This is a genomic window from Rahnella sp. BIGb0236 (assembly GCF_004364755.1).
GTDB lineage: Bacteria > Pseudomonadota > Gammaproteobacteria > Enterobacterales > Enterobacteriaceae > Rahnella > Rahnella victoriana.
In genome coordinates this window covers 110,214-133,258 of record NZ_SOAO01000003.1, presented here as the reverse complement: position 1 = coordinate 133,258, position 23,045 = coordinate 110,214, and the positions used below count along the sequence as shown (strand labels likewise).

The 23,045-nt window shown below is 54.8% G+C and carries 25 protein-coding genes; 10 read left to right on the top strand and 15 right to left on the bottom strand.

Annotated features, from left to right (window positions below; genetic code table 11):
* Positions 1 to 9: 9 nt before the first annotated feature.
* Together mrdA and EDF78_RS07470 are read right to left on the bottom strand one after the other, a co-directional pair.
* Positions 10 to 1,956 carry a penicillin-binding protein 2 gene (gene mrdA / locus EDF78_RS07475; RefSeq protein ID WP_131692889.1) on the bottom strand — a complete coding sequence of 649 codons (1,947 nt, stop codon included), beginning with the start codon at positions 1,954 to 1,956 and terminating at the stop codon, positions 10 to 12.
* Between the two features lie 209 nt (positions 1,957 to 2,165).
* The gene (locus EDF78_RS07470; RefSeq protein WP_229921073.1) at positions 2,166 to 2,564 is read right to left on the bottom strand and encodes a hypothetical protein; all 399 of its coding nucleotides are present in this window, start codon (positions 2,562 to 2,564) and stop codon (positions 2,166 to 2,168) included.
* A 195-nt stretch (positions 2,565 to 2,759) separates the two neighbouring features.
* Between EDF78_RS07470 and EDF78_RS07465 the strand changes: the two genes are divergently transcribed.
* On the top strand, positions 2,760 to 3,536 hold the full coding sequence (locus EDF78_RS07465; protein ID WP_095923055.1) for an alpha/beta hydrolase: 777 nt from the start codon (positions 2,760 to 2,762) through the stop codon (positions 3,534 to 3,536).
* A gap of 10 nt (positions 3,537 to 3,546) precedes the next feature.
* Here EDF78_RS07465 and EDF78_RS07460 read toward each other — a convergent pair whose 3' ends face one another.
* From EDF78_RS07460 to EDF78_RS07435, 6 genes are all read right to left on the bottom strand, one after another.
* A complete protein-coding gene (locus tag EDF78_RS07460; protein ID WP_133822836.1) occupies positions 3,547 to 4,101 on the bottom strand; it encodes a DNA-binding protein in 555 nt (184 codons plus the stop codon).
* Between the two features lie 50 nt (positions 4,102 to 4,151).
* Positions 4,152 to 4,382: a hypothetical protein gene (locus EDF78_RS25745; protein WP_133822835.1), complete on the bottom strand. Its 231-nt coding sequence runs from the start codon at positions 4,380 to 4,382 to the stop codon at positions 4,152 to 4,154.
* Positions 4,383 to 4,537: 155 nt separating this feature from the next.
* Entirely contained in the window at positions 4,538 to 5,551 is a 1,014-nt protein-coding gene (locus EDF78_RS07450) for an ABC transporter substrate-binding protein (protein WP_133822834.1), read from the bottom strand.
* Positions 5,552 to 5,569: 18 nt separating this feature from the next.
* Positions 5,570 to 7,702, bottom strand: coding sequence for a TonB-dependent receptor (locus EDF78_RS07445; RefSeq protein ID WP_133822833.1), 2,133 nt, complete (start codon positions 7,700 to 7,702; stop codon positions 5,570 to 5,572).
* 14 nt (positions 7,703 to 7,716) lie between these two features.
* Positions 7,717 to 8,478 carry an ABC transporter ATP-binding protein gene (locus tag EDF78_RS07440; RefSeq protein ID WP_133822832.1) on the bottom strand — a complete coding sequence of 254 codons (762 nt, stop codon included), beginning with the start codon at positions 8,476 to 8,478 and terminating at the stop codon, positions 7,717 to 7,719.
* Positions 8,475 to 9,524: an iron ABC transporter permease gene (locus EDF78_RS07435; RefSeq protein WP_119822686.1), complete on the bottom strand. Its 1,050-nt coding sequence runs from the start codon at positions 9,522 to 9,524 to the stop codon at positions 8,475 to 8,477. The genes EDF78_RS07440 and EDF78_RS07435 overlap by 4 nt, the downstream gene beginning before the upstream one ends.
* A 361-nt stretch (positions 9,525 to 9,885) precedes the next feature.
* Between EDF78_RS07435 and EDF78_RS07430 the strand changes: the two genes are divergently transcribed.
* Together EDF78_RS07430 and EDF78_RS07425 are read left to right on the top strand one after the other, a co-directional pair.
* The gene (locus EDF78_RS07430; protein WP_095923061.1) at positions 9,886 to 11,148 is read left to right on the top strand and encodes an OFA family MFS transporter; all 1,263 of its coding nucleotides are present in this window, start codon (positions 9,886 to 9,888) and stop codon (positions 11,146 to 11,148) included.
* Positions 11,149 to 11,284: 136 nt separating this feature from the next.
* A complete protein-coding gene (locus EDF78_RS07425; protein ID WP_095923062.1) occupies positions 11,285 to 11,488 on the top strand; it encodes a hypothetical protein in 204 nt (67 codons plus the stop codon).
* Positions 11,489 to 11,510: 22 nt separating this feature from the next.
* Here EDF78_RS07425 and EDF78_RS07420 read toward each other — a convergent pair whose 3' ends face one another.
* On the bottom strand, positions 11,511 to 12,857 hold the full coding sequence (locus tag EDF78_RS07420; protein WP_133822831.1) for an enolase C-terminal domain-like protein: 1,347 nt from the start codon (positions 12,855 to 12,857) through the stop codon (positions 11,511 to 11,513).
* The gene (locus EDF78_RS07415; RefSeq protein ID WP_242675567.1) at positions 12,850 to 13,605 is read right to left on the bottom strand and encodes an MFS transporter; all 756 of its coding nucleotides are present in this window, start codon (positions 13,603 to 13,605) and stop codon (positions 12,850 to 12,852) included. Before EDF78_RS07415 ends, EDF78_RS07420 begins: the two co-directional genes overlap by 8 nt.
* A gap of 483 nt (positions 13,606 to 14,088) precedes the next feature.
* On the opposite strand from EDF78_RS07415, the gene EDF78_RS25575 reads away from it, so the two are divergent.
* Positions 14,089 to 14,226: a hypothetical protein gene (locus EDF78_RS25575; RefSeq protein ID WP_162928551.1), complete on the top strand. Its 138-nt coding sequence runs from the start codon at positions 14,089 to 14,091 to the stop codon at positions 14,224 to 14,226.
* A gap of 654 nt (positions 14,227 to 14,880) precedes the next feature.
* Here EDF78_RS25575 and cspA read toward each other — a convergent pair.
* Together cspA and EDF78_RS07405 are read right to left on the bottom strand one after the other, a co-directional pair.
* Entirely contained in the window at positions 14,881 to 15,093 is a 213-nt protein-coding gene (gene cspA, locus EDF78_RS07410) for an RNA chaperone/antiterminator CspA (protein ID WP_013574336.1), read from the bottom strand.
* Positions 15,094 to 15,444: 351 nt separating this feature from the next.
* Positions 15,445 to 16,551, bottom strand: a complete 1,107-nt coding sequence (locus tag EDF78_RS07405) for a DUF1615 domain-containing protein (RefSeq protein ID WP_133822830.1) — start codon at positions 16,549 to 16,551, stop codon at positions 15,445 to 15,447.
* Between the two features lie 131 nt (positions 16,552 to 16,682).
* Between EDF78_RS07405 and EDF78_RS07400 the strand changes: the two genes are divergently transcribed.
* Positions 16,683 to 17,408, top strand: coding sequence for a DUF3053 domain-containing protein (locus EDF78_RS07400; protein WP_208294465.1), 726 nt, complete (start codon positions 16,683 to 16,685; stop codon positions 17,406 to 17,408).
* 89 nt (positions 17,409 to 17,497) lie between these two features.
* Complete coding sequence (locus EDF78_RS07395) at positions 17,498 to 17,770, top strand: hypothetical protein (RefSeq protein WP_095923067.1); 273 nt, start codon at positions 17,498 to 17,500, stop codon at positions 17,768 to 17,770.
* A gap of 64 nt (positions 17,771 to 17,834) precedes the next feature.
* On the opposite strand, the gene EDF78_RS07390 is transcribed toward EDF78_RS07395, so the two are convergent.
* The 3 genes from EDF78_RS07390 to EDF78_RS07380 all read right to left on the bottom strand — a co-directional run bounded on the left by EDF78_RS07390 (position 17,835) and on the right by EDF78_RS07380 (position 20,933).
* Positions 17,835 to 19,397 (bottom strand): sensor domain-containing diguanylate cyclase, encoded by a 1,563-nt coding sequence (locus EDF78_RS07390; protein ID WP_133822828.1) that lies wholly within the window; start codon positions 19,395 to 19,397, stop codon positions 17,835 to 17,837.
* A 107-nt stretch (positions 19,398 to 19,504) separates the two neighbouring features.
* Positions 19,505 to 19,996, bottom strand: a complete 492-nt coding sequence (locus EDF78_RS07385; protein ID WP_133822827.1) for a GNAT family N-acetyltransferase — start codon at positions 19,994 to 19,996, stop codon at positions 19,505 to 19,507.
* Between the two features lie 28 nt (positions 19,997 to 20,024).
* Positions 20,025 to 20,933 carry a LysR family transcriptional regulator gene (locus EDF78_RS07380; RefSeq protein ID WP_095923070.1) on the bottom strand — a complete coding sequence of 303 codons (909 nt, stop codon included), beginning with the start codon at positions 20,931 to 20,933 and terminating at the stop codon, positions 20,025 to 20,027.
* Positions 20,934 to 21,047: 114 nt separating this feature from the next.
* Between EDF78_RS07380 and EDF78_RS07375 the strand changes: the two genes are divergently transcribed.
* The 4 genes from EDF78_RS07375 to EDF78_RS07365 all read left to right on the top strand — a co-directional run bounded on the left by EDF78_RS07375 (position 21,048) and on the right by EDF78_RS07365 (position 23,028).
* Positions 21,048 to 22,283, top strand: coding sequence for an MFS transporter (locus EDF78_RS07375; protein WP_133822826.1), 1,236 nt, complete (start codon positions 21,048 to 21,050; stop codon positions 22,281 to 22,283).
* Between the two features lie 97 nt (positions 22,284 to 22,380).
* Positions 22,381 to 22,530 (top strand): hypothetical protein, encoded by a 150-nt coding sequence (locus EDF78_RS25570; protein ID WP_162928524.1) that lies wholly within the window; start codon positions 22,381 to 22,383, stop codon positions 22,528 to 22,530.
* A gap of 24 nt (positions 22,531 to 22,554) precedes the next feature.
* On the top strand, positions 22,555 to 22,662 hold the full coding sequence (gene yniD / locus EDF78_RS07370; RefSeq protein WP_095923072.1) for a small membrane protein YniD: 108 nt from the start codon (positions 22,555 to 22,557) through the stop codon (positions 22,660 to 22,662).
* A 123-nt stretch (positions 22,663 to 22,785) separates the two neighbouring features.
* Entirely contained in the window at positions 22,786 to 23,028 is a 243-nt protein-coding gene (locus EDF78_RS07365) for a hypothetical protein (protein WP_195817463.1), read from the top strand.
* Positions 23,029 to 23,045: the final 17 nt, after the last annotated feature.

Here is a 23,045-nt window from a genome sequence, read left to right as displayed (position 1 = left end):
GCGCCCGGATCAATGCTCACTGAAACCGAGTGAATTTGGCGCCGGCACCGGTTGTTCACAGTCTGCCGGATTATCCGCTTTGGCCGGATCACACATCACCGCCTGCGGCGGCAGGAAAATATGGTCGAGGATCGCCCGCGCGGTCGGCCCGGCCACCACACCATCGCCGCCGCCATTTTCCATGATCAGCGCCATCACCACCGTCGGATGTTTGTAAGGCGCAAACGCCGTGTAGAAGATGTGGTCACGTAAGCGAACCGGCGTCATTTTAGCGTTATAAACCTGATTCTCACGCAGGCTGAAAACCTGCGAGGTGCCGGATTTCGCCGCAATCTGATAAGGCGCGGTGTGGAATAATTTATAGCCGGTACCATTCGGGAAATTGGCCATGCCAAACATGCCGTTTTTCACAATCCCCCAGATTGGCGATTTCGGATCCGCTATTTGCTGCGTCGGCGGCATTTTATATGGCGTAATCACTTTGCCGCTTTTTGCTGAATAAAGCAGATGGGGCGTTTCCAGCTTACCGTTATTCACCAGCGCACTGAGCGCACGCACCATCTGAATTGGCGTCGCCACCCAGTAGCCCTGACCGATACCGACAGACACCGTATCGCCCTGATACCAGCCCTTTTTATGTACCTTCAGTTTCCATTCACGACTCGGCAGCACACCGTTATATTGCTCATCGAGATCAATACCGGTTGATTGCCCGTAACCAAATTTGCTCAGCCACGTATGAATACGGTCAATGCCCATTTCATAAGCCACCTGATAGAAGAATGTATCAGCGGATTCTTCAATGGCTTTGGTGACATTCAGCATGCCGTGACCGGTTTTCAGCCAGTCGCGGTAATGGCGCTGGGTGCCCGGCAGCGTCCAGGTTGGCGCGCCAAAGAACGATGTTTGCGGTGTTATCACGCCTTCAAACAGTGCTGATGTCGCCATAAACGGTTTCACCGTGGAGGCCGGAGGATACAGCCCCTGCGTCACACGGTTGATCAGCGGCAGATCCGGGTTTTTCAGTAACGCACTATATTGCTTGCTGGAAATCCCGTTCACAAACGGGTTCGGATCATAGCTCGGGCTGGAGACCATGGCTTTAATGCCGCCGTCGCGCGGATCCATCACCACCACGGCGGCGCGCTGGCCTTTCAGCACTTTTTCGATGTACTGCTGCAAACCGAGATCCAGCGTCAGATAGATATTCTGCCCGGCCTGCGGCGGCACTTCTTTCAGTAAGCGCACCACATGGCCATGGTTATCCACTTCCACTTCCTGATAGCCGGTGCGGCCATGCAGGATATTTTCATAATACTTTTCAACGCCCTGTTTGCCGATGTCGTGGTCGGCGGCATAGTTTTCTGAAATGCCTTCCGCATCGAGACGTTTAGCATCTTTATCGTTGATCTTGGAAACGTACCCCACCACATGCGCCAGTTCCGCGCCGTACGGATAGCGGCGCTGCTGATAAGTGCTGATGGATACGCCGGGGAAATCAAACTGATTGACGGAAAAACGCGCGACTTCGACATCAGTCAGCGCCAGTTTCAGCGGGATTTGCGCGAAGCGACGGCCGTGGATCATGGCGTCGTGGAAACTGGTCAGATCGTCGGGTGTCAGATCGACAATCGGCGTCAGTGCCTTCAGTGTCGCATTAAGATCAGGCACTTTGCCGGGGATCACCTGGATCTGATACAGCGTGATATTTTGCGCCAGCACCACCCCGTTGCGATCCATGATCAGCCCGCGACTTGGGGCGATCGGCAGCATTTTGATGTCGTTCTGATTCGAGCGGGTCTGGTAAAAATCATGCATTCCCACCTGCAGGTGGTACAGATTGAACACCAGGGCGGCAGACAATAACACCACAACCAAAAATGCGATCACGGCGCGACGAACGAAAAGGACGGACTCGGCGGTATGGTCGCGGATTTCGTCGTTAAGTAAGGCCATAAGCGGGCAAATACCTTTATTGTCTGCTTCTTAAAGCGGGCGAAAATGGAATAACGTGAGGACTGGAAAAGTGCGCAAGGATAGCCCGTCGTGCAACAGGCGACTATAAGAAGTGTGCTAATGAAGTGGCAGGAGTGTTTCTATTTATTGCAGGGCGTTGCGGACTGGCTCAACGCCCCTGATACAGAAAATGCGGGAGGCTCACATTTTTACTTCGCGGTATTCACTTTGCACTCACCGTAGACATAGCCTTCGGTCTGGGTAGCGACCACAAAACTGTCTTTGACGTGAATATACATCAGGTTATCTTGCGCACCGGCTTTCATCGGCTGATTATCTTTGCCGATGATATCCGTCAGTTCCGGGCTGGTGACCATTTTGCTGCCATCCGGTGAAAAACTGAAAGTATTACCCGCGTCATAGACCGGTGCATTTTTATTGACGACTTCGGACACATCGTTGCCATCATCAGACTGCGTGTGGTGCGTTAATACACATTGATACTGAGTGACAGCAGATGCTGAAAAGGACGCCAGCACCAGGGTAACCGCCACAAAACTGCCTAACCTGACCATCAGATAAATCCATAAAGTGAGCAAGAGTTCCATGCTATCACTTGTCGGGCTGATAGAAAGAGTCCGGAAGAAAAAATATTCATCTACTGAATAACTTAACTTAAATTGCATCGCGCAAATGATATATCCCATCCCGTGACGTCTGTTTACTCAGTTTTTGTACTGCCACTAAGAAAAATCCTGCCTATAATCCGCAGATTGCACTTAAGCCGTTAACAAAGGATTGAGATGAAATCGTTCAAAGTACCGGGGACGGAAATACATTTACGTTTCCATGAGTTGTCAGGGCTGGGCGTTCCGCTGGTGTTTCTGCACGGTCTGGGATGTGCGGCTTCCTGCGATTTTCCGCGCGTAGCGACCGATGCATCACTGCGTCCGCGTCGTTCATACCTGCTGGATTTCGCCGGTTCAGGCTACAGCGATAAACCCGATGATTTCAGCTACAGCCTGCAGGCACACACTGACTGCGTCATTGCCTGGCTGGACAGTCTCGGCGTGCCGCAGGTCAACCTGTTCGGCCACAGCATGGGCGGCAGTATTGCCATTATGGTGGCGGCGCAGCGGCCGGATCTGATCCAGCGGCTGATTGTCGCCGAGCCGAATCTGGATGCCGGAGGCGGCGTATTCAGCCGTGCCGTCACGCAATACTCAGAAGCTGATTACCTGCGAGAAGGTCATGCGCATCTGATTAAGGTCGCAGTTCGCGGTAACGATCATATCTGGGCGGGATGTATGGGCATCGCCTCGCCACTGGCGATCCACCGTCAGGCGGTCGGACTGGTCAATGGCGACGCCGTGTCATGGCGCGAACAGCTCTATCAGCTGGAAATGCCCGCCACCGTATTATTCGGTGAGTTTTCACTGCCGGAACCGGATGTCGCCGTTCTGCCACAACATGGCATTCAGACCGCCATCGTGCCGCAGGCCGGTCATTCGATGATGTGGGAAAACCCGACCGGTTTGGCAGCCGCCATCAATGCCGCGCTGAATACGGCAGCCTTGTAGGCCGGGATCCTCAACCAGTGATCTCTTCCTGATGCTCAAGCAAGTGCAGAAAGTCCCTGACTTGTCTGGCATCGGACACTGAACGTAATTGCAGCGCCAGATTGATATTCTCCAGTATGACTGCGTTTTGCACCTGAGGGGCGTCGTTTGCCAGTCGCCCTTCTCTCACCAGCCAGTCCGCCACATCCTTCCAGCGCCAGAGGGGGGAATTCCCTTTGAGCCGCTGAACGGGGGTGGGGAAATTACGCGGCCCTCTTGCCCCCTCTTTCAATAAGGCGACGGACTGGCGGGTCAGCCCGGCCAGTCCGGCAATATCACTGAGCCCGACGAACACAGAATCTACCGATTCAACCCGGGCATTCAGACCTGCGGATTCAATATCACGGACAGCCGTCATAATGGCGTTAGCGAATGAAGTACCCTCCCGGTCAAACTCGAGATAAACCGACGTGCCATAAAAAGCGATCAGTGCATCATCGCAGCCGCTCTCCCAGAGCGCGTCTTCCAGCATTTCGGTATCCGACGTGACACCGGAAAGCGTCAGCATGAAGTGATAGAGTGGCAAAGAATCTCCTTATTCAGTCAGGGCAGAAAAGGCGGTTTCCCGCCCTGGTGTTATGTCTTATCAGGTGAGCAATGTTCTACCCTTCTGATAATTTGCGCAGCGTGCTTTTCCGGATTCCGGGGAGTAGACCAGATGCTCATCATATGTTCTCGATGAGCAGAGGTTCCGCACCGGAGCCGACCAAAGCAGTGTGAACTGCCGCCGCCGCTGACAAAATGCCAGCCTTCAGACATCGCATATTCAATGGCTGCGTGAATATGCTTATTAGGATGTGCCTTCATTGGCCTCCTGTTGCTGTAGTATATCCTCTCGTTGACATCCGTCAACACCAGCATGCATACATCCTCATGCACGCCGAAAGTGTAACTCCGCGTCAGGTATGGAAACCTTCAAAAAACGACATCTGAACAAATAAATATTTCGCCCGTTGCTGCTCTCAGAAGCTCCCCGCCAGAATCTTCTCCGCCTCGGCTGGCGTCAGCGGATAATCAAAGAACCGGCGGTAAAAATCTTGCGTGGTTTGCACCATATTCAGATCCGGAAAAAGTGCCGGATGCAGTTTCTGCGCAGCCCACTGAATTTGTAATGCGGTTTCGGTGCCATACCGGTCCCACGGGAACACCCCCGCCGGATTGCGCCACACGCGGCCCTGTTTCACCGCGTCGAGCAATGCAAACTGGCTGGCGTAGGCGGAGGTCGCGATATCTCCGGCGCTGGCAGCCAGAATGATCACATCCGGTTGCCATACCAGCAGTTGCTCAGCGGAAACCGCCTGCATATTGCCTTTCAGCCCGTCGGCGGCATTGCGTCCACCGGCGGCACGGATCCACTGGTCGATCAGCGTGTCGCTGCCGTCGACTTTCAGCGGATTCAGCGACTGAATATGCAGCACTCGCGGACGCTGCTGCGCAGTGAGGCTGGCGGTTTTCGCGGCAATCACCTGCAAATGATCATCCAGATAATGAATGTAATCCTCTGCCCGTTTTTCGGCCTGCGGCGTGCCCAGCACCTGCGCGGTGGTGCGCAGGGAACGCGTCATGGAATCAAAATCGGTGAACTTCATTTCGACCACCGGCAGACCGGCCTGACGCAGCGCGACTGCATCGCGATTACCGGCGCTGACAAACACCACATCCACGTTCTGCGCCAGCAAACTTTCGGCATTAAACGTGGTGCCTTTTACCGACAGCGCCTGATTCAGCGACGGCTGAATGTGAAACATCCATGGCTGGCTTTCGGGATGATTCACCGTGGCGACGATGTTTTTCCCCGCGCCCAGCGTCATCAGTAATGAATGATGCGCGTACCAGGCATCGGCGATCCGCGCCACTCTGGCAGGCAGGATCACCTGCTTACCCGCATCATCCGTCACTTCGCGGGTTGCGCTGACACTGCTCAGGCTGAACAGACTCAGTACGCCCGCCAGAATCAAACCTGTCGGTAATTTCATTTCTATTTCTCCGGGGACTTAAAACTCAAGCTGCATCGATACCTGCGCCATGCGTGGCGCGCCGAGTTGCGCTGACGCATTGCCCGCCCCGCTGTAACCGTTCAGACCGCCGGGCACAATGTTGGTCCAGTAATGGCGGTTGGTCAGGTTGGTCAGATCAAAGCGGAAGGTGGTGTTGGTATTAAACAGACGCGTGCGGTAACTGCTGCCCGCATCAAATACCGCATAGCTGCCGACCCAGTTGTCGTTGGCATTGTCTGTCGGGCGTTTGCCGACGTAATGGACGTTGGCATCCAGATCCAGCCCTTCGACCTGCGGCAGGCTCCAGACGGTCAGCAGATTGGCAGTGACACGGGACAAACCAACGATCTGTTTGTTATCGGAGGACGCCGACGCCGTATCGCGCAGTTTCGGATCGAGGAAAGTCACGCCGCCAAAAATGTGCACGTCACGGCTGACGTTGCCATCCGCCATCAGCTCCAGCCCGCGGTTGCGCTGATTGCCGTCGTTAGCGAATTCGCCGTTTTCCAGCGTGTAGGCAAACGGGCGATCGATCTGGAACAAGGCCGCAGAAAGATTCGCCTGACCGACGCGCAATTTGCTGCCGACTTCAATCTGTTTGCTGCGGTACGGCGAGGTGATCTGTCCGGCGTTTGTCGCGCCTGCCGGTGCGGTGTCGCCCTGTTGCAGGCTGTCGGCGTAAGTGGTGTACAGCGTCAGGTTCTCGACCGGTTTGTACATCAGGCTGGCCGAACCGCTAAATCCGCTGTCATTGGAATCGCTGGTACGCTGACGGGTTTTCGCGTAATTCGCCGAGGTCAGGAAGCTTTCGCTACCGGCCAGCAACAGACTCCATTTCGGCGAGAAGGTCAGCGTATCGCCCACCGAGAACGCCTGCTGGGTGCTGGTCGCCGAGTGATAACGGTCAGAGAAATCCGGGAAATCCGGCTCGGCAAAATGCTGCAGATCGTTGATATTGCCCGTGCCTAATGTGGCGGTGCCGCCGTGGATCGGGTTGTAGTTTTTCCACACAAAACCGCGCATGCCGAAGGACAAATCATGTTGCAGCCCGCCGGTATTCACCGTGCCGTTCAGGTTGGCCATATAGCTGTTGATGACAAAACGCGTCGCGGTGGCGCTGGAGACCGTGGTTTTGTAGTCGCCTTTATTGTTGACCAGCGTATTCGTCACCGCCGTGGACTGACGGTCGGCCACCTGATGCAGGAAGCCGATATCCGACTGCCAGTTGCCATCGAAATCATGTTTGAGGTGCGCGCTGTAGGTGCTGGTGTGATTGTCATCACCGGCATAACTTTGCCCCAGATTACGCTGTGTCGGGTTCATGGCTTTCGGGAAGGCCACACCGCTGGCCAGCGCAAAAGTCCCCGGCAGACCTTTCGTCACATAACGGTAATAGCTGAAATTGGTTTCCAGCACGGTCTGGTCGGTCAGCTGAAAATCCAGTGCCAGGCTGGCGAGCTGGCGTTTTTTACTGCTGCCGGAGGTATAACTTCCGCCCTGATCGTTGAGCAGATTCAGGCGATAACGCACCCGCTCGCCGCTGTCCAGCGCCCCGCTGAGATCCAGCGCCCCAAGGCCAGACATGCCGGTGCCCATGCCCAACGTCAGGCTGTTTTTAGTCGTGTAACCCGGACGTTTCGAGACAAAGTTAAACATCCCCGCCGGGTTTGCCGGGCCGTAGAGCGACCCCGCCAGTCCGTTCAGCACTTCAATTTTCTGAAACTGCTCCGCCGGATAATCGGTGGTCGACACCACATTCAGACCGTCGATCATCGAGTTTTGCACCACGCTGCCCTGGATCCCACGGGTCTGCGGACGCGCGCCGTCACCTTGTACCGACGGCAGATATTTGTATACGTCTTTGACGCTTTTTACCTGCTGACGGGTAATGATACTTTCCGGCACGGCATGCACGGAATACGGTGTGTTGAGCACATCACGCTTGCCCAGCACGCCCATACTTGCGCTTTGCGTACCGGAGGCTGACGGATCACCGGCTGCGGTATCGCTATTTTTCGCACTGGCGTTAACCGTGATGGTGTCGGAGGTGTCTGCGGCCAGTGCAGAACCTGCAGACAACAGAAGTCCGCACGCGCCAGCCATAAGCGGCGCAGTTATTTTACTTTGCATTTGTGTTCAGTCCCTTAAGGAATAAAAAAACGGTGCCCGCTGTTCAGATCGATTTGTTCTACCTGTGCCTGATAAATGCGGGAAATCAACGCGCTGTCTACCACTTCTGACGGCGCGCCATCGGCGATCAGCCGACTTTCGTGCAGCACCAAAGCCCGGCTTGCGGCCATCAGTGCATGTTCGGGCTGATGCGTGATCATCAGCAGTGTGTAGCCTTCCGAGGCGAGTTTTTTTAGCTGGGCGAGCAAATGCAGCTGATGGCCGTAATCGAGGCCATTCACCGGCTCATCGAGCAGGATCAGCGGCGTGTCCTGCACCAGCGCCCGGGTGATCAGCACGCGCTGGCGCTCACCGCCGGAAAGGTCGGTATAAATGCGGGCAGATAAATGTGCGATGCCGTTGTCGTCAAATGCCTGCTCCACGCGGGTGATATCCTGCGGCGTCGGGCTGCGCATCAGGCCGGTGACCGGCAATCTTCCCTGCATCACCACCTGCCAGGCGGTGAACGGAAAATGCGGCTGATGGTGTTGCGGCACCCAGGCAATATGACGGGCAATATCGCGGCGTGTCAGGCTTTCCAGTGCAACACCCGCCAGTTCGATGTGACCGCTGGCCGGTTTAATCAGCCGCAGCAACAGTTTCAGCAGCGTGCTTTTTCCGGCACCGTTGGCACCGAGCAACGCCACGCATTCTCCGGCCTCAAGCCCGAAAGACAGGTTATCGAGCACCGTACGTTGCCCGATCCGGTATGAAAGGTTTTCAACAGAAAGGATCATGCCCAACCCCGCCGCACGGTTTTCAGCAACGCGATAAAGGCCAGTGCGCCCAGCAGTTCGGTAATGATGCCCAGCGGAATTTCGCCCGGCGCCAGCGTGCGCGCCAGCCCGTCACACAACAGCAGAAAACAGCCGCCGAGACACACCGATACCGGCAACAGCCAGACGTTACTGGCGCCGGTCAGCAGACGGGTCAGATGCGGGATCAGTAAACCGACCCAGCCGACCATCCCGGCGAGACTGACCGTCAGGGCGGAAATCAGCGTCGCCAGCACAATAATGCCGTAGCGGTAAAAGCGGACCGGCACGCCGAGGCTGTAAGCTTCATCTTCGCTGAGCGTCATGACATCCAGCACCCGCCCGAGTACGGCCAGCAGCACAATCGCCACCGCCAGCACCGGCGCGGTCAGCAGCAGCGCATGATTATCTACCGCGCTCAGACTGCCCAGCATCCAGTAGACAATCGCGGGCAACTGATCCTGCGGATCGGCCACGTATTTCACGACCGATAACAACCCGGTAAACACCGCATTGCTGATGATCCCACCGAGGATCAGCATCAGAACCGACGGCGAGGCAAACAGGCTGGCGATACCGACGCCGAGGGCGACCGCCAGCAATCCCGCCACGCAGGCCAGCGCGGGGATCCACAACCCGTTCAGCCCTGCCACGATACTCAATGCCGCACCGAATGCGCAGCCGCTCAGCACCCCGAGTAACCCCGGCGACACCAGCGGATTGCGGAACACCGCCTGATAGGCCGCACCGGATACCGACAGCCCGGCGCCGACCAGCACGGCAGCCAGAATACGCGGCAGGCGCGAATCAATCAGGATGTTATGCAGCAGAGCGTATTGGGGCGAAGACGCGTCGGCACCGACGAAACGTATCAGCGCCGCAAATGAAACCGGATACCGGCCAAGGGTCAGTGAAATCATTATTCCGCCCAGCAACAGCAGCAGGCTGAGAATAAAACACCGGCGGGGCGTCAGAAACCGGGCGCGTTGAAACGGTGACGCAGGCGCCGGTTCCGCAGAAAGAGTCATGAATGCGCACTAAAAGTAAAAATGAGGAGTGCCGGAAGGGTACGACCAAATGTCTGTGAGCACAACGTTATGTACCAAATGATACAACGAAACCTTTGTAACAAAATTTGTAAGCTGGCCCGAAAAAACTAAATGACGGATTAGTGATCCAGATCAACTAAAACCCGCGCCCCGCAAGGGCTGCAGCGGTGTTTTAAGTCCAATTTCGCGCTGTTTTTGACCCGAAAATGGCGACTCATACCTCACTGGATGCATTTCATTCCGCAACTCATGCAACTCACTCCGCAAATGCGCCGGCCTCATTCAGCAGACTTATCATAGCCACAGTTAATTGAATCTACTTCGCCCGGGAGAACCCACTATGAGCGACACATCTGGCATGCAGAATTACAACCGTACCCGCTGGCTGACACTGGTCGGAACCATTCTTACTCAGCTTGCTCTGGGTTCTGTTTATACCTGGAGCCTGTTTAACGGTCAGTTATCCGAGAAACTCGGTGAGCCCATCAGCCGCGTCGCGCTGACCTTCGGTATCCTCAGCCTGTGTCTGGCGCTGGCCTCTTCCGTGGCGGGTAAACTTCAGGAACGTTTCGGTGTGCGTACCGTCACTATCGCCGCCGGTCTGCTGATGGCGGCGGGTTTCGCGCTGACCGCTCATTCCGATAACGTCATCATGCTGTACATCAGCGCCGGTGTGCTGGTCGGTCTGGCGGACGGTGCCGGGTATCTGCTGACCCTCACCAACTGCGTGAAATGGTTCCCTGAACGCAAAGGTCTGATCTCCGCCTGTTCTATCGGGGCGTACGGTCTCGGCAGCCTGTTATTCAAATTCGTCTGTGGTCATCTGCTGGCGACAGAAGGTCTGCAAAATACCTTTATGATCTGGGGCGGTGTGGCGATGGTGATGGTGATTGCCGGGGCGCTGATGATGAAAGATGCGCCGAAACAGGAAAATTCCGCGGCGAATGCGAATGTCACCCGTGAAGAAAACAGCCTGAATGACAACAGCAATGACAGCCGTGATTTCACGCTGGCCGAAGCCATCCGCGCACCGCAATACTGGATGCTGGCGCTGATGTTCCTGACCGCCTGCATGAGTGGTTTGTATGTGATTGGTGTGGCGAAAGATATCGGCCAGAGCCTGGTCAAACTGGATGCCCTGACCGCCGCCAATGCCGTGACCGTGATTGCGATTGCCAACCTGAGTGGCCGTCTGGTGCTGGGTGTGCTGTCCGACAAAATGCAGCGTATCCGCGTGATTTCTATCGCGCAGATTGTGTCACTGGCCGGTATGAGCCTGATGCTGTTCACGCAGATGAATGAAATGATGTTCTTCCTCTCCGTGGCCTGCGTCGCCTTCAGTTTCGGCGGCACCATCACCGTCTACCCTTCACTGGTCAGCGACTTCTTCGGCCTGAACAACATGACCAAAAACTACGGTCTGCTGTATCTCGGCTTCGGTATCGGCAGCATCTTCGCGTCCCTGGTCGCGTCCCTGTTCGGTGGCTTTGCGGTGACCTTCAGCATCATCACTGTATTATTGATTGTGTCATTGGTTCTTTCTGCCACGATTCGCTTACCGAATAAATCAGAAGCAGGTCATAATACGCTCCAGCACGTGTAATACAGCAGCTGAGCGCAGAATAAATGATGAACGGGAGCACAATTAGCTCCCGTTTCTTATGTATAAAGCAGTTAACATCGGCCGCTGAATCACGCAAAACCTATGACAGAATGTGAACAGACCGGACACCCGTAAAATGAAACGCACCACCCTCGCGCTTTTTGGCATGATGATCGCCATGACCACCTTTAACAGTTTCGCTCAGGCTTACCCTTCCAGCGCACAGGAAGTGGCTTCTGAACTGAACCGTAAAGCCAGCGAAAGCAGTACCCGCCCTTCGACGACGATCGATGCCAGCGCGCACAATAAACTGACCGCCAGCAGCGATTATCTGAAATAAAAAATCCCTGAAACAAGCCCCGTCAGCGCACCAGCGTGGCGCGCTTACCGTCAAATGCCCAGCCGCGGATCAGATACTGCATAGCAACCGCATCATCGCGATCTTTTTGCCGCAGGTTGTTGTAACGCTGATGGGCAATGCCGACGGCGTCCATATCCAGCTCGACACCCAGCCCCGGCAGCCCGTTCAGCGCCAGTTTGCCCTCTTTAATCTGTAACGGATTTTTGGTCAGATGCTGGCCTTCCTGCCAGATCCAGTGCGTATCAAACGGCGTGATCTCACCCGGTGCGGCCGCCCCGAGATGCGCCAGCATCGCCAGCGACACATCAAAGTGATTGTTCGAATGGCAGCCGAGCGTCATCCCCCATGCGTTGCATAATGTGCCGATAGTATTCGCCCCGCGCATCGACCAGTAATGCGGGTCGGCCAGCGGAATATCGATGGCATTCAGTTGCAGCGCATGGCTCATTTGCCGCCAGTCGTTGGCAATCATATTGGTCGCGACCGGTAATCCGGTGGCGCGTTTAAATTCCGCCAGCGTCTCACGCCCGGAAAAACCCTGCTCCGCGCCGCACGGATCTTCAACGTAAGACAAAATTCCGTGCATGTCTTTGCACAGCGAAATCGCCTGTTCCAGCGACCAGGAGGCATTCGGATCGACGGTGATCCGCGCCTGCGGAAAACGTTTTTTCAGCGCCCTGACCGTTTCGATTTCGACCTCGCCCGCCTGCACGCCGCCTTTGAGTTTAAAATCCTTAAAACCGTATTTATCCTGCGCGGCTTCTGCCAGCTGCACGACCTTGTCGTGGCTCATGGCTTCCTGATGGCGCAGGTGATACCACGGATGCTGCCCCGCCTGCGCATTTCCCGGCAGATAATCCAGATCGGTTTTCTGCCGGTCAGCGATATAAAACAGATAACCCAGTACCGGCACTTCATCGCGCTGTTTACCGGGGCCAAGCAGTTGCGCGACAGGCTGATTGAGAAACTGCCCCATCAGATCCAGCAGCGCGGTTTCCAGCACCGCGACCGCATTATGGTGCCGCTCGAGATCCCACGGACGAAAGCCCGGCAGCACCGGCTTCGGCTGGCGGTTTTCGTCCAGATCCCGTTTGTGCAAATCACTGACCAGCTGATTCATGATGCCGATTTCCTGCCCGACAATATGCGGGACCGCATCATTGAGGATCTTCAGCACCACGCCGGTGGCCGGTGCCTCGCCCACACCGGTATGCCCGGCGTTGTCTTTCAGTACCAGTAAAATACGGGTGAAATAGCAGTGATGCGCACCGGCAATGTTCAGCAGCATGCTGTCATAACCGGCGACCGGAATAACCTGCATTTCGACAATTTTTGGCGTATCAGACATGACGTTTGGTCTCCATTCCCTGCGGGGCGTGATATTCAGGTTGTGTTGGCGTACGGTGAGTTTTGGTGAAGAACAGCGTGATGGCAGCGAAAACCGAAATGCCACTGAGGATATACAGCCCCGCCGTTGTGCTGCCGGTGGTTTGTTGCAGATAACCAAACACCGCCGGTGCAAAGAAACCGCCAAGATTGCCCAGCGAATTGATCAGCGCAATGCCCGGCGCGACGATGGAGGACGGCAGCTGACTCTGCGGGATCGGCCAGAACAGTACCGCACTGGATTTGGTGCCGATGCACACCACGCAAAGCGCAAACAGACCGAACCACGGGCTGCCCAAGGTGCACAGACAGGTCCCGATGGCCGCCACAATCAGCGCCAGCGCCAGAATGGTTTCACGGTTTCCCCGGAAACGGTCGCTGACACGGCCAAGAATATTGATGGCAATAATGGCGCAAATCCACGGCACGGAATTCAGCATACCGATCTGGAATGGCGACAGCCCCTGAATGCGGCCAATGATTTCCGGCTGCCAGAACACCAGCGTGTAACCGGTCATACACATCACAAAGAACAGAAAACACAGATAGGCCATTTTGCCGTCAGTGATCAGCTTCCAGCGCGACATCCCCTGCGTATGCACATCGCGCGAGCTGGCTTCCGTGCTCAGTGCCGTGCTCAGCGCCAGTTTCTCCTCATCCGTCAGCCATTTGGCGTCCTGCGGTGTTGAGACAAGGAAAAATGCCGCCACTAGCGAGGTGCTTCACAGTTCAGGGTAGGATCTTTCCGCTGATTTGTTTAAAATAAAAGCACATGTTTATCCATATGGATTATATGTTTGTTATAATTGCGACTTAAAACTTATCGATGGGACAACCCGTCCCGCACAAGGAGTGTGAGATGAAAGCAACAGCATTTTGGTTAGTCATGGCCGGAGGCTCTGTCGGGATCGGCTATGCGATGGCCCTGATGATGGAACTTCTGTGATTCTGCAACGTTGAGTTGTGACGGATAAATAAGGATATTTTATGGCATTTTACAGCCCTAAACGCATCATGCTCTACACCGCAGCCGCCATTGCGCTGCTGGTCATCGTCGGTCTGGTGACCTATTTCACCGTCGGCCATTTAGGCGCATAACACTTTTTCCGCGTTTTCCCCCCTGCCCGGTGGCGATACATCCGGTATCGCCGCATAATGCTGCCATTCACTGATCACTACGCAAGGATTACATCATGACCTGGAAAGGATTAATGGTGGTGGCTGCCGTCATCGTACTGGCAAGCATCGGCTCTGAGTCTTTGATCCAAAAGGGTATTACATTGGCGGACGCCAAAATCGACCAGGTGATTTCCCATTACGCAGAGAAATAAGCCTTACATCTGCTGGATTAACCTTACCGGGCCATGACAAAAACATACACAGCGTTTGTTATCTTAAATCCATCAAATGTTGTGTGATGTCCCTGTGTAAAGTCCCTGTGTTATACCCCTGTAGAACCCTGTTATTTGCCCGCCGCGTGCGGGCTTTTTTTTGCCTGTTTTCCGGCAAAAGCATCATTTGGATTGGGATTGGGATTTGGCGAAAGCAGTCACAGCTTATTCACGAATAATTCGAGTTGCAGGAAGGCGGCAAGTGAAGGAATCCCGATGAGCTTACTTATGTAAGTGATTCGGGTGACTGAGTGCAGCCAACGCATCTGCGGCTTGAAGTATGAAGGGAAGAAGTGCCGGTGCTTTCCCGGCCGTCATATTATGGCGTAAGCGTCCATCCCACACTCCAACATTACGCGGCCTGAGCACGGCCTTTGCACAACAGAAAAAACGGCTGGAATTTAAAAAGGAGAACCGGTTTGTCTGTTGTGGCTCCTGATAATAAATTCAGAAGCGTAGAAATAATAAACCCCGGCGTTGGCCAGGGCTTATTTTTGTCATTGATAATGTCGATATTGAAACAATTATTCTGGCTGCTCCGGGTTTAACCCATCTTCGCTATTGCAGAGTGTTTGCCTTCAATATCAGGCGACATTACAGAACGACAACGTTACCCGCTGATGGGCCTTTCTGACCATTTTCGATGGTGAACTCAACGTTCTGACCTTCGTCCAGGGTTTTGAAATCATTGCTCTGGATAGCAGAGAAGTGAACGAACACGTCTTTGCTGCCGTCTGCAGGGGAGATGAAACCGAAACCTTTACCAGCGTCAAACCATTTTACTAAACCAGTCATTTTATTAGACATAGGAAATACCTTCTTCGTTTTTATTTTATGATGCCATAGGGCAATATAGGTCTGTTTTTATTTGAAATACTTATGGATGCATCAGAGAAGGAAATTCGTCGGAGAAAGGATTTGCTATATCACTTGAACCAGGAACTGCTTTACTAAAATGTCTTACATAAATAGGTCTTAACCACAAACCGTTGACGCTATTTACACACAGGAGGATTTATTAAGCAAGCTTTTATTTCATCGCAATTATATTTATGCGGATGATATTCCAAAGGGAAATAAGCCACAGCCCGCCCGTGGCGGTGGCTGCGGACAGAATGAAAAGAAAACAGCCTGCCCGATACCGGCAGGCTTTAAGAATTATCCTCCCGCCCTTTTCATGCAATCAGCCCGGCGACCGTCCACCCGTTTGGCAAACCAGGCGGTGGTCAGCTTGCGGGTAATCTTCGGACTTTCCAGCGTGATGCCCGGCAGCATCTCGCGCGGCTGGCGTTTGCCGGTGGTTTTATCCGCCAGCGCAAAGACCTGTTTATAGAGCCTGGTCTGTTCAAACTCCAGCTGCTCGCCCTTCTCCAGCGCCTTGCGGATGGCGGACTGGCTGATGTCCAGACGCTTGCTCAGCGTGCGAACCGCCAGTTCGGTGCTGCCCGGTTTATCGGTGCCGTAGTTAATCAGGTCGCCGTCCAGCGCCAGCGGAATGCCGGACACTTTACTGACCGCGCTCTGGAATGCGGCGTTGCGGCTGGCATACCATCCGGCATTAAAATCGGCAAAGCGGTACAACGGCTGCGTGTAATTCGCCGGATAACCCAGCAGATGTTTGACGCCGAAATAGACCCCGCCGCGACGGCTGAACACTTCGTTGCGGATCGAATCCTCAACGTGATACGGGTAGCCTTTGGCATTTTGCTCGGCAAAGGCAATGCTGACCTGCATCGGGCCGCCGGTATGCACCGGGTTCAGGTTGCCGAACAGCGTCTGCCCCATCGGCACCATATCAATGAAATCATCGAAAATGGCGCTCAGCTGTTTCTCGGTTTTGACGTTATCCAGCCGCTCGCTGTAGGATTTTCCGTTCGGCGATTTCAGCAGCAGTGCCGTATGCACCAGAAAATTCGGCACATGCACGGCATCCGCACGCCGGTCGATTTCCTTCCAGGCGATTTTCCCGAGACCCGGCACCGGCGCATCGGCGTTAAAATTGGATTCCTGCTGCGCCACCGCCAGTACGGAACAGATATTTTCCGTGGTCGCCGGAATGTCCTGCGCGGTAAACGCCGCCGTGATATCCGTGGCCCAGCCCTTCTTATCCGGCGCGGACGCGGGTAACAGCCGCACGATATCGGCTTTCACGTCGCGGGGATTTTGAGCCGGTGTGGCGGTTTTTTTCGTGGATGTACATCCGGCAAGGATCAGGATCGTCAGCACCGCTGCGGCCTGTTTAATCGAAAATGACTTATGGTTCAAAGTTATACGTTCCCTGAATGAATGCATCTGACAGTGACGTTAGCGAAGATAGCCATGCCGATCTAGCAAAAAATTATCTTTATGCGTTAAGGTTAAGACTCTGAAGATGGAGATAAAGGAACAAGGAAATTATGCACTCAGCCCCCCGCACCTCAGCCTTTAACCGCGCCTTTCTGCTGCCTTTTATGATGTTGCTGATGATTTTCGCTATCAGCGCCTGCGGTGACAAAGAACCCGCACAGCGAAAAGCGTTTATCGATTTTCTTCAGTCGCGGATCCTGAACAAGCCCGTACTGGCCGTCCCGCAACTGACTGAAGCCCAGAAAAAAGAGCTGGGTGATTACAGCAAAGATTACGCCATCATCACCGGCTTTCATCGTCAGATGAACATTGCACTGGATTCCTCGCTGGTGCCGGTTTTTGCCGGCATGAACGGAGTCAACAGCGTGAACAATCTGCTGGAACAGCGCGATGATCTGAAGAAAATGGCGGACAGCAGTGTGAAATGGAAAGAAAAAATCGTGCAACTGAGAACGCAGGCCGACAGCCAGCGTGCCGCGCTGAAACAGCCGGAAGACCTGAAAAAGGTTTACGATCAGGCGTATGAAAAAACCATCGTCAAACCGTCCGAGATCACCGGACAGGTGTTTGATCTCCTGCCGCAGGTGCTGAACCTGATTGTGGCGAAGGCCGACTTTATCAAAAGTCAGGGCAAAAATGTCACCATCACCGGCAACCGGCTGCAATTTGCCAACCAGAAGCAGCTGGATAAATACAACGCCATCCAGCAGCAACTGGTGCCGCTGAATGCGCAACTGATGCAACTCAGCCGCCAGATGCAGCAGATGGTGCGATAAATCCGCAGGAAACCGCCCGCTGGCGAAAGGCGGTTTTTTCGCGGCGGCGCTTTTGTTATGGTGTGCGGCAATTCAATAAGGAGACACTGATGAACGACGATACCCTGAACAAACGCGTAGACCAGCTCGAACGCGTAAACCGTGAACTGCTGGTACAGATTTCCGCCATGCGTCTGCTGTTTGGCAGCGTGGGCAACGTGCTGAATGCCAGCCAGGAAAATGCGTTTACCATTGCGGTCAATCAGGCGCTGGAAGCCAACCGTGCAGATGTCGCTAATCAGGCGGATCTGGACGACGCATCACGGAAATTCCGCGAAGACGTCTTCAAATGTACTGAATCCCTGCTGCCGGGTTCACGCTAAAAAAAAGCTCAGGCGCGATGCCTGAGCCTTTTCTCTTTTTCTGCCTGATCCGTACCGGCAAAATCTACAAATTCACCACGCGGTTACGCCCTTCATTTTTCGCCTGATACAGCGCCTTGTCTGCCGTTTTCAATGCCCCGTCGATATTGACTTTTCCGGGATAGAACAGGGTCACTCCGAGCGAAATGGTTACCTGTCCGGCGCCGTCAAACTGCTGCACTTCGACCTGTTTACGCAAACGCTCGGCAAGCTGAATGGCCTGCGTCAGTGACGCGCCGGGCAGCAGCAACAGAAACTCCTCGCCGCCCATGCGGCACAGCAAATCGCCGTCCCGGGAATTACTCAGAATATGACGGGCCAGTTGTGTGATCACGCTATCCCCCACGTCATGGCCGTAGGTATCATTTATTTTTTTGAAATGATCGATATCGAGCGTGATGACCGCAATACGCGACGACGCCGTCAGTTGTTTATCCACGGCCTCATAAAAGCCACGCCGGTTCAGCAGGCCGGTCATCGGATCGGTGTGGGCTTCCGTACTGAGCTGCTCGATGCGCTGATGCAGCAACCTGATGCCCTGTAACATCACCGTTTTCAGCTTCGAGGCTTCGTAATACCAGGCATTAATCCGCTGAATTTCCTGAGAAACATCTTCTGAATCCATGGTGTCCGCTTTCGAGGCGAGCTGTCGCAATGGCCGCGAAATATAGCGCGTCAGCAGCCAGATACAGATAAACACCAGAATCACGATCGGCAGCGTGTAGAGCAAAACCTGCAACATCACGTTGTACAGCAGCACCACGTCGGCTTTGGCGGGATGCAACACCAGCACCGTCCAGCCCGCGACTTCCATGGTAGAAAAACCGGCCAGCGACTCCTCGCCCTGCAGGTTTCCCATGCGCAGATAGCCCTGCTCCCGGCCGCCGAGCTGCGCCTTATTCACATGCCCCTGCGGCACGCTTTCAATCCAGCCGGATGCCGCGCGGTACAACACATCACCTTCACGGTCGATCACATAGATATAGGCGTCCTTGCGGTAATTACGGGCGTTAATCAGCGTATCGACAATACTGCTTTTACTCAGATCGATTTCGGTCGCCAGATAGCCGAGATAGCCGCCGCGCGCATTACGGATCGGGGCGGAAAGCACGATGATGTGATTGTTTTGCGCGGTACGAAACGGCGAACTGAGCACCGGATTTTGCGTGGTCAGCGCGGCGGTATTGGCATCAGAGACCAGTTTTAATCCGACCATCGACGCGGAATTTCGCGAGGCCGCGCGCACCACGCCGGTTTTATCCACCACCAGCACGGAACTGAACCGCTTGCTCTGCACCTGCAACCGGTCGGCTTCATCGGTCAGCGCCTGAATGTTGTCAAACTCGTCGCCGAGCAAATCGGCACTGTAAGCCACCTGCTTTTGTGCCGCATTGAAGAACAGATCCGCCGTCAGCGACAGCCGCGTCGCGAACGACTGACTCGCCCGCAATGAGGATTCGATAAGAAGTTTTTTCTCTACCTGAAAAATCGCCAGATAGCTGCTGAGCAAGGTGACAAGCGTACTCACCAATGCCAGAAGCAATATCAGGCGTTTAAGATTAAATGCAAACCGCCGCTGCTGATCCATTCTCTGTCCGTTGAGCTGATGACCCTGAATATTACAGAGGATAGCAGTATGAAAGACGATGGTTTTGATATGTCTCAGTCAGGACGGTTTTACTGATGATAAAACGTTCAGAACGTTAGCCGGTAAAACTTACTGTCTACCGCCATCAGCGGAAAATCTGGCGGCAGGTCTGCCACCGTGACGGGCTGAAATCCGTTCTTTTCATAAAAGCGATGCGCTGCCAGAAACTTGTCTGTCGTGCCGAGAAAAATATCTTTCACCTTTTTCGCCTGCGCATGTTGCAGCAAGGTATTCAGTAATAATGCGGCCACGCCATACTCCCTGCCACGAAAAGGCGCACTGACAAACATTTTGCGCAGTGCCGTCTGGCCGTTGCCGATATCTTTCAGGCCAAGCGTGCCCACCACTTTCCCCTCACAGCGGGCGACCCAAAAATCCCCGTTGCCGCGCTGATAAAACTGCGGAATATCATGCAAATCAGGCTGCTGCTGTTCGGTTATTGCAATGCCAAACTCCTGATTCTGGATTGGCAAAATCACCTCAACCACACCGCGCTGGTCGGCGGCAGAAAATCGCTCAATAAAGACAGAATGACTCATCACACACTCCCTCAGGCAAAAAACAGAATTAGTACGGGCACAGCAGCGCCAGCTCAGGATTTTCAGGGAAAACCCTTTCGCTGAGAAAATCAATCAACACCCGCAACTTCGGCGTCATATAACCGCCCGACGGCCATAAAATGTAGAAGTCGCCACTGCGCTTTACATCATCATCCAGAACCGTCACCAGTTGCCCGCGCGCCAGTTCCTTACGGATACTGAAATCCGGCAGACAGGCGATGCCCAGCCCCTGCACGGCAAAACACAGGCGCGTTTCAATATTATTGCAAACCATCGACACCGGCAGCGCTAAATCCTGATATTCCGGCAACGGCCACGGCTCGAGTTTTCCGCTGTTGGGAAAACGGAAATGCAGACAACGATGATCAGCCAGTTCATGCGGTTTTGCAGGCGTACCGTATTGTTCAAAATAGGCTGGTGCGCCGACCAGCAGATGATGGAACGTGCCCAGCTTGCGCATCGACAAACGGGAATCCGCCATTTTGCCGGTACGCACCACGGCGTCGAACCCTTCTTCCACCACATCCACAATACGATCGGTGAAATCCAGATCCAGTTCGATATCCGGATAACGGCGCATAAATTCACCCAGCACCGGCAGCAACAGCGTGCTCACCTGCGGCAGACTCAGCCGCAGCCTGCCGCGCGGGCATTCCGCCAGTTGCGACAATTCGCTTTCTGCGGCTTCAAGTTCTGCCATGATCCGGCGGCAGCGTTCAAGAAACAGCGCCCCTTCGGCGGTCAGCGTCACGCTGCGGGTGCTGCGATGAAACAACCGCACATTCAGCCGGGTTTCCATGCGCGCAATGTTTTTCCCCACCGCCGATGCCGATACGCCTAATATCCGTCCGGCCGCCACAAAACTGCGGGTTTCTGCCACCTGTACGAACACCGTCAGGCTACTGAGATTTTCCATTGCTTCCCCCGATTACGGACATCAGCGTCCGCATATTCAGGAAATCTACCCTACTTTTTCCGCACTGAGGAGAGCTCTATCGTGCTTTAACACTTTCTGAAACTGAGATACCGCATGAATTCCACTGCAATGAAACCCCCACTTCCGCTGTCCGCGTTACTGGCGATGGCGCTGACCGGCTTTATCGCCATCATGACCGAAACCCTGCCCGCCGGACTGCTGCCACAGATTGCCGCCGGGCTTGACGTTTCCCCGGCGATGGCCGGGCAGCTCATCACCCTTTACGCCGCCGGATCACTGATGGCGGTCATCCCGCTGGCCGCCCTGACCCGGAGCTGGAACCGGCGCACCGCGCTACTGACCGCGATCGGCGGTTTTCTGGTCTTCAACACCCTCACCACTTTCTCGGAAAATTATCTGCTGACGCTGTTTGCGCGCTGGATGGCCGGAGCGGCGGCAGGGCTGGCGTGGGGATTGCTGGCAGGCTATGCACGGCGGATGGTGCCGGTGGAGCAACAGGGGCGGGCGTTGTCGGTGGCGATGGTCGGCACGCCGCTGGCGCTTTCGGTTGGCGTTCCGCTCGGCACATGGATGGGAACGCAGCTTGGCTGGCGTATGGCCTTTGGCGTGATGTCTGCCGTCACGCTGTTGCTGATCGTCTGGGTGGTCCGCAAAGTGCCGGATTACCCCGGCCAGGCCGCCGGTCAGCGTCAGCCTTTACGCCATGTGCTGATGATGCCGGGCGTGCGCAGCATTTTGCTGGTGATCATGCTGTGGATGCTGGCGCATAACCTGCTTTATACCTACATCGTGCCCTTCCTGCGTATGTCCGGCCTGAACGGGCGTGCCGACCAGATATTGCTGGTCTTCGGCATCGGCGCGCTGGCCGGTATCGGCGTGACGGGCTTACTGGTGGATAAACGCCTGCGGCAAACCCTGCTGGTCAGCCTGCTGGCCTTTGCCCTGCTCTCGCTCGGGCTGATATTTAACAGCCATTCGCCGCTGACCGTGACATTGTGCATTGCACTGTGGGGGCTGACATTTGGCGGAGCCGCCACGCTGCTGCAAACGGCCATCGGGGACGCGGCGGCAGAACACGCCGACATGGCGCAATCTATGGTCGTGGTAGCCTGGAATCTGGCGATTGCCGGTGGCGGACTGGCAGGTGGCGTGCTGCTGGAAACCGCCGGTATCGAGGATTTCCCTGCCGTCATGCTGATACTGATTGTTGCCGGACTCTGTATCGCATGGCGGGCGCGGCAACATGGCTTCAGGCCGGGTGCCCGTCATCCGCAAATGCATACTGAGAAGGAACGGGATCAAAGTTTGGAAACCGCTGAAAAGGTATAATTTCTTAAACCTTTCCGGAACCAGAATACTGAAGCCGCCCCCATTGCGGCTTATTCTGTTAGAGTAAAAAACAGGCAATACAGAAGCAATGAGAATCATGGAAGCACGTAATAAAGCCGTTATACTTTTGTCAGTAATTGCCGCCGCAGCCCTGGTGCTGCTGGCGTTTGAGTGGCTCGCCGATCAGGCCGTACCTGAACTGAAAGAGCAGGTGATTCACTATGTGGATGAGCACATGGCGCACTAACATGCCCTGATGGCAGGAGGAGAAATGGTAACGAAACGGATGATGGCCAAACACTGGAAAATGGTTGTGGTACTGCTGTGTATCTGCGGCGCGCTGATGCTGTTGCGCTGGGCGGCGATGATCTGGGGGTAAAGTTTTGCAAATTACCCCTTCTGAAACTGATTAAATAAGCATCAACCCGGTCAGGGGGTTGAAACCTTCCGCTACGCGAGCCAGAATATCCTTAGTGATTGTTAAGAGCCCGTCTGACCGTTTATGAAAACACCCAAACCTCGTCGTCCTCATGGGCGATGGACGTATTACATCATGCACGAAGACATTCTCTGGCCCTGCCCGGTTCGCTGGGAGTGGGAGAATGGCTACGGCGGCTGGCTGCCTTTTTATTATTCACCGACACTGGAGTTCGTGGCTGGCGATCCGCTCAAGGCCACAAAAGTGGCGGGCCAGAAAGCCCGCCCACATCGTAAGCCCCTCAAAATTCACGAATACGAATACTGATTTTTACCCTTCAGGTA